Origin of the sequence: Polaribacter sp. L3A8 (assembly GCF_009796785.1) — a bacterium.
Taxonomy (GTDB): Bacteria; Bacteroidota; Bacteroidia; order Flavobacteriales; family Flavobacteriaceae; genus Polaribacter.
Genome location: NZ_CP047026.1, coordinates 225,555 through 238,502, shown reverse-complemented (window position 1 = coordinate 238,502; position 12,948 = coordinate 225,555). Strand labels below are relative to the sequence as shown.

Below are 12,948 nucleotides of genomic sequence, written 5' to 3'. Positions count from 1 at the left end.
ATTATTATTTAATTGCTTTAGGCGATTGTACTACTCCTTTTCCCTCATCAAAACTCCACCAATCTACAGCTCTTCGTTTTTCATCAAACGTATAATTCCATTTTTTTAAATAATACGCTCGTGTTTTAAATTCATCACCTATATTATTTAGAGCTATATTAAGTTTATCATCTAAACTTTTTTGAAGTTCTATAAACTCTGGTTTATCTAACAAATTATTCATTTGATAAGGATCGTTTACATTATCAAAAAGCTTACTAGCTCCTTCCGGAGTTCTTGCGTACGTATATTGTTTTGTTCTAATACCTCTATACGGAGGATCTTTAAAATTAGCTCCAAAAGGTGCTACCCCCATTACTAAAGCTGCTCGATCTGCATTTGGGTCTGGATTTTTTATTAATGTAGCAATATTTTCTCCTTCTATACTTTCTGGTATTTTAAGATTTGATAACCCTAATAAAGAGGGTAAAATATCGGGAGTTGTTAAAGGTGCATTAACTACAACCCCTTTATTTTCTCCAATAGATGGGTAACTTATTAAAAAAGGTACTCTAATAGCTTCATCCCAAGCTAATTGTTTTACAAAAGGTTTTACCCCATGCGCTCCCATCATTTCTCCGTGGTCTGCAGAAAATACAATAATGGTGTTATCTACTAAGTTTAATTCTTTAAGTTTTGCCAATACATTCCCTATTGCTTCATCTGTAGCTGTTGCATGTGCATAATAACCTTGTAATTCTTTACGTGTTCTTTGCTCTAAACTTTCTGGTACATTAGGGTTTATTGTTAACGCCTCTGGCGGATACATCTCTTTATATTTTTGAGGTGCTGTTTGATGCGGATAATGAGGTGTAGCAATAGAAATCATCATTAAAAAAGGTTTTTCATCTTTTGCATGATTGGTTAAATATTGGTTTGCATCTTTTGTTATAGCAAAAGGAGAATACTCTTTCCAATATTTAATGTTCGTATCCTCGTTATCATAATAAGGCATTTTTGTATAATTATGAGAACATTCTAATGCTTTCCAATAATCAAAACCTTGGCGTCTTTCTTTTGGTATATAGTTAGATCTACCATGACCATCTAAATGCCACTTACCCCAATAAGCAGTACTATAGCCTTCTGCTTTAAAAATTTCGGCCATACATAATTCTTCTGATGGTAAATACAAATCGTTTATAAACATCCCTGTAGATGTAGGGAATTTACCTGTAAGTAATGCGGCTCTGTGCGGTGTACAAACAGGTGTTACCGAAACGGCATTTGTAAAATTTACAGCCTCTTTAGCAAACTTATCTAGATTGGGTGTTTTAACATCTGGGTTACCTGCATACCCTAATGCAGAACCTCTCCATTGATCGGTTAAAATATAAACAATATTAGGCTTTTTTTTAGACTCGATTGTTAATTTAGAATTCTTATCTTTTTTAACACCATCACAACTTGATAATGCTATGCCTAAGATTAAAAAAACTAATATCTTATTTATATTCATTTTTTTTAATTTACAATTCTTCTTATCAAAATTAATAAGTTAAAAGCTTTACAGGTCCTTGTATACCTGTTGGTACTAAATCTTTGTATCGTTTAGTCCAACCAATGGTCATTTTATTATTTTTAAGTGATTTTGCGTAGTTTGCCAATACTGTGGTGTAATGAATTTCTATTTCATTATTGCCTTTTTTAAGATAATCTTCTATATTATAAAGCGCTTTTCCGTACCAACGTTTCCCTACTTTTTGACCGTTTACATACAACTCTGTAACTCCTTCGTTTACATCACCTAAATCTAAATGTGTAAAACCTGCTGTGTTACTTACCGTTGTTTTGTAAATTATTTTTCCACCAAAACTACTTTGTGTGCTATCGTTAGATTTGCTAAAATCGATAAGTTCTTTCATTTGCCATGTAAAAGTTTGTTTATCTATTTGATTTCCTGTTACGGTCCAATTAACATCTAATACTTTAGAATCTTTTATTTTAGTGCTTACAGGAACAGCTTTTACAGATGGTTTTTCGTCTTCAAAAATTAATAATAAAGACTCTAAAGGATTTAAACTGATGCTTAACTCATTTGTTTTAGAAGCGTAATAATACGGTGTTCTTTCTCCTGTTTCAGGATTCCAAACCCAAGGGTATTTCCCTTCAACAGGAAATTTAGCATCAAAATTGGTGGTTTCGAATCTGTGTATATTCGTAAAGAAGTAAATATCTTTATCTGCAGTAAACTGATGTAATTGATACACCTTTTTAGTTGGATTGCTAATTAAAACATCTGCAGCAATTTTAGATTCTTTTAAGATCTGTTCTGTCCATGGCAATAAGTCATCTAAAGACTTTGGTTCTTTTACCTGAATGAAAGATTTAGGATTTTCTGCCAACAACTTATCTAAAGTACTTTTTACAATGTTATCATTTTTTTCAAAATCTTTAAAATGTAATGATTTTGTTGGCATTTGATCTACAACCACTACTTTTCCTCCAGATTCTACATAGTTTTTTATAATGATTGCAGCCTCTGGACTAATCGATTTTAAGCTTGCTAAAACAAGTAAATCATAAGTCATATCACCAAAAGAAATAGTCCCATCTTTAATTACAGATCCTTCTAAAACTCTTTGATTGATGTATTCACACGAATACCCTAACTGACTGATAGGCTCCCATAATTTATACAAATACCCTAAGTTGTCTTGTAGTTTTCCTCGGTTTAACCCGTAATCTCCCCAAACATCTGCAGTTGGTCCAACAATAGCCACCGATTTTTCTGCTTGCGAATTTTGAAATACATGAGATAAACGTGCATTATAACCTGTCCAATGGTTTAAATGCTCCCACCATGTATTATGTTCACTAAAATAAGTACCAAAACGTACCCATCCTGGAAACTCAACTTCAGGTGGCGAATAGTTATAACCATGTACTACCGTATGATTTATTCCTGTAATAAAATTCATATCATCATGTTGCTTTATCTCTTCAAGGGTTGCTTTAAAAACCCCATGTAAATTGGTAAATGCTTCACTACTTGTAATTTTCTTTCCTGTTAAGTGTGCTCCTGCAGATGCATGCATGTTCCAAAGCATATACCCATGACTTTCTTTCCATTTCCAGATAGAATCTTTCATTTCAACGGTATAAATCCAGTTATTACTTTCTGGAATATCTGGTATCATATTACCATCTAACAGCCCCATTAAAAAAGGTGTTCCGTAAGCTTGGTAACGACATAACACATTATTTTCTTCACAAAAATCTTTATAAGTTTGGGTAAAGTTTTTTAAGAATGTTTCTACCAATAGTTTATTATAATCATAACGTACACGCTTTAATTGATCTTTAAACTCTGGTGTAAATTTTTTAGAATATTTATCTTTTGAATAATCATCATAGGCTAAATAAAATACAAAAGGCATCCAATTATCTAACTTATAACCATACGCTTTATAAAAAATATCAGCAAAACCATCGGTCCAGTTTGCTCCAGAAACTTCTATACTATCGCAAAATAAAGCTCTTATTAAATCGCTTAAAGGATATCCAGATCGCTCAGATATTTTCTTTAATCTATTTAAATATGCTAAGGTCATTTCTTTTTTATAATGATCCATTACAGGTCCTGCACCACCTGGCGCACCTAATGTTACATCTCTAAAATTTTGTTGTACTAAGCCATAGCTTAAAAAATAATTTCCTTCTTTTTCTATCTTGTAAGATAGTTTTCCGTTGCTATCTATATGCTTTTTAAGATCTATCACCTCATTTGCATTCTCGCAATTTTCTGGTACTAACGTTACGTGCGATAGTTTGTAAGTTGTACGCTCGCTAATGTGTTTTTGAGCACGGTAGTTTTTATATTTTTCTTTATATAAATTGATAAGAAAAGGTTCGTCTACAGAAATAGTTTCGCCACCTTTATAAGCCACATTATCGGAAACCATACGTTGGCAAGTTTCATCATCTTTAAGAAACTCTCCGCCAAATGGCCAACCTGTACCGGCAATCATATCGGTAATCATGCCTAGATCTTTGGCTTTTTTACTCGCATGTACTACCATATCTATCCATTCGTCACTCATCCAAACTAATGACTTATCGCCATTATCTGGACCTGCTGGCATACCAATAGGGTTAATTTCTACACCACCAAAACCAACACTATGAAGCGACTCTAATTCTCTATCTAATTCTTTCGCTTTAATTTTATCTCCGTTCCACCACCAACGTACAAACGGACGTGCTTGGGCTGGTGGATTTTGAAAACTACTGTAAAGATCTGGACTTGTTTTTTGAATATCAACGTTTTTCTTGCTTGAATTCTGGCTACTACTACAACTCTGTAGCGCACACATTGCTAAAACAATAAAAGTGCTTGCAACTACATTTTTGTAGTTAGCGTAAGTAGATAATCTCTTTAATTTATGCATTTCTATATTTATTATGATAATTTTAAACAATTTAATTCTTAGAATTAATTATAAAGTAGCTTTTTAAACGTACTTCCTATTTTTAATATATACATCCCTTTTGAAAATGAAGATATATCAACTTTATCGCCATTACCAATTAAAATTTTATTGCCTGTAATACTATAAACTTCCCAACTTTGATCTAGAGGTGTATTTATAGTAAAAACACCGTTATTACTAGGATTAGGATATACCGCTATATTATTAAGCGAATTTTCTTTTACAGATAAAGTTTTTTTAATAAAAACTGCTTTTATATTTAAATCTGAATTTACTGTAATATCCAACGGATTATCTGTACTTATAATGTCTCCTGTCCAGCTTTGAAATTCCCAACCTTCGTTAGCAATGGCATTTAAACTAAACTCCTGTCCGGAAAAAGCTGTTCCACTTGTATAATTTAACAATCCATTACCTTCTTGTGTAAGTGTAACATTGTATGTAGAAGCCGTTTCTAAAGGAATAAACTCCATTTTATCAAAAACAATACTTCCTGTGTTTATTCTACTGTACACTTTAAGTTCGTTAATAGTACCTGACCAATGCGACCAATTTGTAAGATTTACATCAATAGTATACCATTCATTATCATTAGGAATAGTTATTTTTACTCTACCTGAGGCAAATTGTGTACCAGGAACATTAGCCGCTATTTGAAGACTTGGCTCTCCAGTACTGTTTTTAACAACCATCCTTAATGTTCCAAAAAGCTCTGAATTAATATTTAATCCTGTAATAGCTGACATTGGAAAAGCAAATCCATCTGAAAAATCTAATGTAAGTTTATCATTATCTGCATTTACGGCAACACCACTAGTTACAGCAGACCATGGTAAAAAATCTTCAGTGGTTGTCCATACTACAGACGTTGGCGCTATAGGTTTTACAAAAAAGGCGTCCGATCTAAATTCAAATTTCTGAAAAGCAAAAGACGGAAGTTCTGTGTTTACAGTTATAACAGAACCGTTTCCTCCATCTGTACGAGATGTAGTTACTACACTTGTCCATTCACTATACTCATGCGGATTAGGATTTATATATGAATTATAAGCTGTTAAACCTGCCTCTGTTAATATACGACTTGCATCACCTCTATTATTAAAACCAGATTTAACAGTGTTAGGATTTTCTTTTAAAAAATTTTGAAGTTTATTATTGTCTTCTCCGTACGATAAGCTTCGGAAATAATAAGTTGTACCTACCGGTAAATCCGTAGAAAATGAAAGGTTTACAGATTCATTAGCTCTATAAGTTAAAGAATTTGAGTTATAATTATAAATCAAAGCATCATACTCGTCAGTCTCTTCATTTTTAGTAAAAATGGCATCTAATTCATTGGTTGATGTATTTGGCGAACCTGACAGTTCAGTAGTATAATGTGTTAAACCATTCATGGTATTTAAACTTGTAATTGCTGGTGGATCTTCTGTACCCGATCCATTTCCCCACCTATAAACAAACTCTAAACCTTTGTCTTTATTTTTATAAAAAATATTAGAAAAAGCTAATTCTACAATTTCTGCATGCGAGGTTGCATTATTTATAAACCCCTTACCATCAGCTCCATTCATAGTCGTTGTAGTAGCATATTCCATCAAATCTATTTTGGTATTTGCATTCCATTTTGGGTGATCTACTAATCCTGCAAAAAGGTTATCATATTTATCCTTCATGTTTCTTAAAGAACTATTGCCAATTATTACATAATCTGATATTCCCCAAAAATCATATCTTAAATTATTATCAAAAGAATACTCGATAAGATCGTCAGAAAATGATGCAAAAGGTTCTCCTTTATAATTTAATTCGGTTCCGTTTTTAAATAAAAAACCTGGAGCTCTTGTATGAAGCCCAATAATAGCATTAGGTAATATGGATCTAACAGCTTTTTCGGTATTTTCAAAATGCTCTATAAAATCTTGTTTTGTACCAAACCAATGATCTGGTGTTTCAATCTCAGACCCTACTCTAAAACGCCATTTTAAAACCTGATCTTCTCCATAAGTTTCCACTAATTTAGTCATTAAGGCCTTTATAAAATCATGATATGCTTGTTTATTGGCAGGAGGTAATGAGTTCCCATAGATAGACATCTTTTCGTTTTCACGGAAATTTATATTATCTCTAGTTCCTTCTGGAATAAATGTATAACCATGCTGAAAAGCCCATGGCGGTTGATCTAATGCTATTTGAAGAATCTCTGTTTGAGAATTTACCACTTTATCAAGTCTCTCAATAAGTGGTTCCCATCTATAAACATAGGTGTTACTTATTGAATCGTAAAGACATGGATCGAAATCTAAATCTTTTTGAGAAACCCCATTCACAACTTTTCTAATACCACCAACCATTCTAACAATATTCATTTTAAGACCAGGTCTTATGTTAGATCCGTTTGTAGGACTTATACGATTGGCAACATCCCAAATATTGTGCAAAGGTTCATTTTTATAACTATTATCTGTAAAATCTGTAGACAGCGTTACTTGGGCTTCTATAAAGAAAAAGCTTAGGCAAAATAATACCATAACTATTCTTTTTATTAATTTATTTATTTTATTCATTTTGAAACATTTAAAATTATACACATTAATATTATTTATACAAACTATTTATCAAATTAAAATTAATCAACAATTATTTTATGGGTAGAGGTGTTATTATTATTCTCTATTTGAAGAATGTATATACCTTTTTCCTCTCTTTTTAATCGAATAGTTTCTTCAGATACAAATTGTCCTTTTTGAATCTCTACCCCTGTAATTGAATAGATTCTATATTGAGATTGCTCTGCATTTGTCGTTTTTATTTTAAACTCACCCTTATTTGGATTAGGGCTTACCACTATAATATGCTTTTTTGTATAGCTATTGTTAGATAATATTGTATTAGATAACTCAATAGTATTTATAGAAAACTTAGGTAACATTATTTTTTCATCCCCTTCATTAATTAATGTTAAAGGATCTACATCAAAACCTAAAGCTCTTTCTTCGTCCATACTAGAAAAAGATAATGCTTTGTGTTTGTATGTTTTATCATATGTAACACCGTCTATATTTACAGTAAAAGGAACTTCTTTATTTGTAAGATTTAAAACAAAAACAATAGTCTTATCATCTTTATTAACAACTCTTACACTTACCGCTTTTACGCCATCTACAAGGTTTGGCACTTGCACATCGCTAGCTATTAATGTACTGTTTTCTAATACTGAGCGCGTAATTTCATAAGCAGATCCAAATAATGATTTTTCTAAAGGATATTTTATTCTATCTTTTATTTTTCCATTAGACGCTGTATATTTTTCCCAAACTAACATGGTGTTTAATTTTCCATTAACGCTAAACCAATTTGCACGCTCAAAAACATCTTGATTTTCACTCATATATAAAAAACAATCTATGGCACCAAGTGCAGATACAGCATTTGGCCCACCAGATTTTACACCCCACTCTGTTAACCAAATAGGTTTATTGGGTGCTACTTTTTTTGCATAATCATTTATTGAACTTGCTAAAAGTTTACGAGCAATAAGTGATGTACCATAGGCTTCATCACTATCTGCTGCATTATCTGGATCTGCCCCAACATATGTATGAACCGAAACCGCATCAAAATAAGATAGATCTGCTGTTAAATCTTTGTTCCAATTTGGGTTAGCCCAACTGCTTTTTCTTAGTAAAGGTATTGAAACTCTTATTTCTGGATCTTGTGCTTTTAATGCTGCAGACATCGATTTTGCTCTAGCAATATAGTCTTCTGAGTTTGGTATGATTGAACTTCTTTGCCCAGGGTAAAAACATTCGTTACCCATTTCTATCGCTTTTACTTCAAAACCACGACTAATTAAATCATTATACCTTAATATACTTTCAGGACTTCCGTTATTAAAATCAGTACCATCTGCACTCATATTAAAAGTCCACATCAAATCGTAGCCTTTACCAGTTTCTTTTTTTTTGTCTGTATTTAAACCCGTTAAGCCATCTATTCCTACTTTTATGTTCGCACTATCAAATATTTTTATGGTTGAAAGTAAACCAACTTCTACATTTTTAATATTACCATTAGTTCCTTGCTTATAATCAAATTTTTCTTCTCCGTAAAGACGACTTACATCACGTCTCCAATCGTACCAATTAGACCATAAACCATGTGGAAACCGTACTGTAATAGGATCAAACAGTTTTATAAAATTCTTTTCTGTAGCAGTTTTAAAATGATGAATATTTGTTCCTAACAATAAATTATTATACGTTTCTGTAGATGCGCTATTTATATTAACTGTTGCCTCTAGGTTATCTGGTAAATTAAAAGGATAATCTTGGGCGTTTACAGTTACTGTAGCTACTATTAAAAAGAAATAATTTAGTAGTATTTTATTCATGTTTTATAATTTAATTTATTTGTATCGAACTTGTATTCGTATTGTTTTATTCAAAATATTTAATAATCTCATTAGCAATTAACTCATGCCCTTTTTTATTAGGATGATTTATTTGTGCCATGTATTTTTTTAGTTCTTCTGAATCGCTATAAAGGTATTCGAACGCTTTATAACTATCTACTAAACCTACATTATATTTTTTGGCAAGTAGCCTAATTTGATCTGTATGCTGTTTTAATTCATTTTCAGGGTTATTATAATCAACTCTCGTGTCTGGAGAAGGTGTTAATAATATAACAAGTATATCATTTTTTAATGCCTTTACTATCATGTACTCCCACGCTTTTTTTGCTTTTTCTAAACCAACACGTCTATCATTTAAAGCGTAGTCTATAAAAAGCACATCTGGTTTGTGGTTTAAAACAGTATTTTTAAACCTAGCAACACCCTTTACAGAGTTTTCTCCACCAATACCTGTTACAATTGTATTTATTACCGCATACGGATATTTTTCTTTTAACTTTTCTAAAACCAAATGCGGATACGCAGCTAGTGTATTTACATTTGGTGTTTTAAAATACCCTGACGGCACACTATGACCGTGAAACACAATGTTTATGGTTTTATTATCTGGCCACTTTTTTAAAAGTTCTTGTTTTACTTTAGACAAATAATTATGTGCATCTATATCTTTAGCAATTAAAGAACGAGACGCTGTGCAACCACAAAAAAGGGCTACACAACATAAAGTGATAAAATACCTAAATCTTAAGACCTCCATTTTATTTAATTAGATTGATATATTTTTATTTCTGAAATCGACGGCGCTTTTTTAGCACCAATAATATAAATTCTACATTTTGTAGCTGTAATAGCATCAAATTTATGCGTTTTATTTGCACCACAAGTGGTATCACTTACAAGATCTTTCCACGTACCATTATCCCAATATTGTAATTTATATGAGGTAATATTATTTTCAAATTCATCAATAACTACCTTATTAAAAGTTTGTGGCTTTACCCACTCTACTTCTAGGTATTGATTTTTGGTTTCTGTAGCTAACCAACGCGTTTCATCATCTTCATCATTTACTCTAAAAGCTTCAAAAACGGGTAATTTTTCTGTTTGAATAAACATAGAGGATGCATTCATTCTACCTAATTTTGCCAAATTCTCTGTGTTTTGTAACGGTTCTGGAAATTGAGTTACAGGCAATTTATCTACTTTAAAATTGTAAACTCCTGAGGTAACATTATAAATCACATAATTACCAACAGCTTTATTTTTTTCTGTTCCTACATAGGTTATGTTTTCAGTATTCTCAGCTAAAACACCGCTTTCTTTTATAACCTCTTTACTTATTGCTGGCAAAAACACTTTTGCAGTTGTATTTACGGGAACTTCAATATGAAATGTAGCTGTGTTCGATTTCTTTGTCCAATTAACAACCACATTACCATACATCGATTCGTATGCTGTATTGGCATAGGTTAAATCGCCAACAGGAGCTGGTTTTATAATCATATTTTGCATTCCTAAACTTTCTGGGTTTGGTCTAATTCCACCAAAACCTTTAATAAAATACCCACCAATACCTGTGTAACAAGTGTGAATTTGACTATTTCCTACCGCAGACCAACGCTCTGGCCATACCGTTTTACCTTGTTCTAGAAAATAGCCATAACTAGGATGGTGTTTGTCTCTTAACAACTCATAAATTAAATCCATACGCTCACCAGACTCTGTAAAATAGCGTGTATAAAGGGCTTGACCAGAACTACCTGTATCGTAATATGGAAAATCATACAACACATTATTAACCAATTGCGCCTCTGCTTTTTCTTTTTCTGATGCTGGTGTTACTCCCGATAAAAGTGCAAAAGCTTGATCTACTTGATACCCCTTTAAATATTTACCCGTTTCTGGATTGTAAGACAGTTTATGGGTTGCTTCTTGCTGCACTTTCAATCTATTTTTATAAGCTAGCGCATCTTCAGTTTTATTCAGTGCCTCTGAAATATGCATCGCATTTTCTAACATAAAAGCATATAAACAATTGTTAAAATGTGCTGCGTCTGGAGAATTACTACTTGTCCAGAAATTTCCACGTGGCGTACACCAATCTCCCAAACCTGGCATTTCTCTTTTTCCTTGCTCACCAATTATTAAAGCACCACCAGTTTTATAATTAGAATGCTCATACAACCAAGTCATCCATTTTTGCATCGATTGGTAATTATCTTCTAAGACTTTTTTATCGCCTAACATTCTGTAGGTTTCCCAAACGGTTAGTGGATTATTTGCTTTCCACATTAAAAACGGACGATCTTCTTCGTTTAAAACTGCTCTAGTTTGACCATCTGGAAATTGTGCATCTCTAGTATATTGTAAATATTGATCCATATACGCGCCACTTTCAAAATTGGGCAACGCATCACCATACATAGCGGCAACGGTTACTTCTCCCCAACCACGTCGTTCACGATGTGGACAATCTACCAAAATACCATCCATAGTATTGGCTAAATAGGTATTTAAATTAACTTGATAAATTTGATTTAATTGCGCACTTGAAGATTCAAATTTGCTGATTTGCTTACGATTGTTAGTTACTACATAACCTCTTGCATCTGCTATTTTAGGTTCATATTTTAACCCATAAACGGTAACCCAACGTCCTCCTGCAACATTAAACCGGTTGGAAAACTTTCCTTTTCCTGATTTCCCAAAAATATATTTACTTTTTTGACTCCAATTCATAATTCTTTCGGTCTGATCACTAATTTCAAACAAAATAGAATCACCTTCCTTTCCATTATACAAATCCATTTCAAAAAAACCTGTATAGTTTTCTCCTAAATCAATACGATAGGTTCCATCATCATTTTTAGCAACCTCAATAGCTTTTATTTCTTTAAACTTTACTTGAGGCTCTACCATTTGAGCGCTTAACTCAGCTTTTATTGGACTATACAACGCACGAACTTCTCTATTTTTATTACTGTTTAAGGCAAAACTTATATTGTTACCTTCAGGTATTTTAGCATTTAAAACTTCATAATCGTACACACTTGCATTCATCCAATTGCTGTCATTATATTGCGCAGTATTCCAATCGTCTTCTCTTTTGCTATCATCAATCGTTTCACCTCCAAAACGCAGAATATCCCAATCTCCATAATATTCAGAATTACTTTTTTTAGTTTTCCAAGTTTCATCTGTTTTTAAAGTAATATTTTCTCCTCCTGCAACAATTTCTGCTTGTGCTTTAAACACAAACGGAACCATTCTATATTCTCGAATACGTGTCCAACGTGCCCAACCAGCAGCGTGCCATACCGCAATAACATTGTTTCCTTTTTTTAATTTATCAGCAATATCATACGTTAAATAAGGAATCCTTTTTTTCATATAAGATGCCACAGGATTCAATACATTATCGGTAACTTTTTCACCGTTCACATACAATTCATGATAACCAAAAGATCCTACGTGCACAAAAGCCGAAGTAGCATTTTCTGAAAGTGTGAACGTTTTTCTATACCAGTTATGATCGATCTTTTTTTGATCTGCTTTGTAAATCCAATCCCCTTTCCAATCTTCTGATTTTAAAAGTCCCATTGAAAATTTACCAGAATCACTCCAATTCGATTCTTTGTTTGCAGCATCCCAAACTTTTACTTTCCAAAAACAGGCTTGGTTAGATGCTAATTTTTTACCCGCGTAAACATTATTTACAGACGCATTAGTTTCCGTTTTACCAGAATCCCATAAATCGCCAATATTATTGTTCAAATTATCTAAACTACTCGCAACAAGTATTTGAAACGCTGTTTGTTTTTGTCCTCTTTTTTGATGTTGATCAACTAACTTCCAACTTAATCTTGGCGCAGTATTATCTATACCTAAAGGATTTACTCGGTATTCGCAACGCAAATCATTCACTTCAAGTATTTCTGAATTACCTGATTTACAACTAGATAGTAATGCTAAAAAAAGTATAGTCAGTATAGTACCGCTTTTCCATTTTAGACTTGTATTGAAGAAATTATTCATTTTATAAATTTTGTTTGTAGTATGATA

Annotated in this window: 6 protein-coding genes; all 6 read right to left on the bottom strand. The window is 32.4% G+C overall.

Annotated features, from left to right (window positions below; all coding sequences use genetic code 11):
* Positions 1-4: 4 nt before the first annotated feature.
* Positions 5-1,498, bottom strand: a complete 1,494-nt coding sequence (locus tag GQR92_RS00810) for a sulfatase family protein (RefSeq protein WP_158837338.1) — start codon at positions 1,496-1,498, stop codon at positions 5-7.
* A 31-nt stretch (positions 1,499-1,529) separates the two neighbouring features.
* Positions 1,530-4,430 (bottom strand): glycosyl hydrolase, encoded by a 2,901-nt coding sequence (locus GQR92_RS00805; protein ID WP_158837337.1) that lies wholly within the window; start codon positions 4,428-4,430, stop codon positions 1,530-1,532.
* 44 nt (positions 4,431-4,474) lie between these two features.
* Positions 4,475-7,000 (bottom strand): InlB B-repeat-containing protein, encoded by a 2,526-nt coding sequence (locus GQR92_RS00800; protein ID WP_233269933.1) that lies wholly within the window; start codon positions 6,998-7,000, stop codon positions 4,475-4,477.
* Positions 7,001-7,098: 98 nt separating this feature from the next.
* Complete coding sequence (locus GQR92_RS00795; RefSeq protein ID WP_158837335.1) at positions 7,099-8,862, bottom strand: T9SS type A sorting domain-containing protein; 1,764 nt, start codon at positions 8,860-8,862, stop codon at positions 7,099-7,101.
* A gap of 46 nt (positions 8,863-8,908) precedes the next feature.
* Positions 8,909-9,643 (bottom strand): SGNH/GDSL hydrolase family protein, encoded by a 735-nt coding sequence (locus tag GQR92_RS00790; RefSeq protein WP_158837334.1) that lies wholly within the window; start codon positions 9,641-9,643, stop codon positions 8,909-8,911.
* Between the two features lie 5 nt (positions 9,644-9,648).
* Positions 9,649-12,921: a family 78 glycoside hydrolase catalytic domain gene (locus GQR92_RS00785; RefSeq protein ID WP_158837333.1), complete on the bottom strand. Its 3,273-nt coding sequence runs from the start codon at positions 12,919-12,921 to the stop codon at positions 9,649-9,651.
* Between the last annotated feature and the right edge of the window lie 27 nt (positions 12,922-12,948).

Bases quoted from the DNA above. Each gene is read 5' to 3' on its own strand.
- GQR92_RS00810 (WP_158837338.1), bottom strand. From the start codon at position 1,498: ATGAATATAAATAAGATATTAGTTTTTTTAATCTTAGGCATAGCATTA.
- GQR92_RS00805 (WP_158837337.1), bottom strand. From the start codon at position 4,430: ATGCATAAATTAAAGAGATTATCTACTTACGCTAACTACAAAAATGTA.
- GQR92_RS00800 (WP_233269933.1), bottom strand. From the start codon at position 7,000: ATGGTATTATTTTGCCTAAGCTTTTTCTTTATAGAAGCCCAAGTAACG.
- GQR92_RS00795 (WP_158837335.1), bottom strand. From the start codon at position 8,862: ATGAATAAAATACTACTAAATTATTTCTTTTTAATAGTAGCTACAGTA.
- GQR92_RS00790 (WP_158837334.1), bottom strand. From the start codon at position 9,643: ATGGAGGTCTTAAGATTTAGGTATTTTATCACTTTATGTTGTGTAGCC.
- GQR92_RS00785 (WP_158837333.1), bottom strand. From the start codon at position 12,921: ATGAATAATTTCTTCAATACAAGTCTAAAATGGAAAAGCGGTACTATA.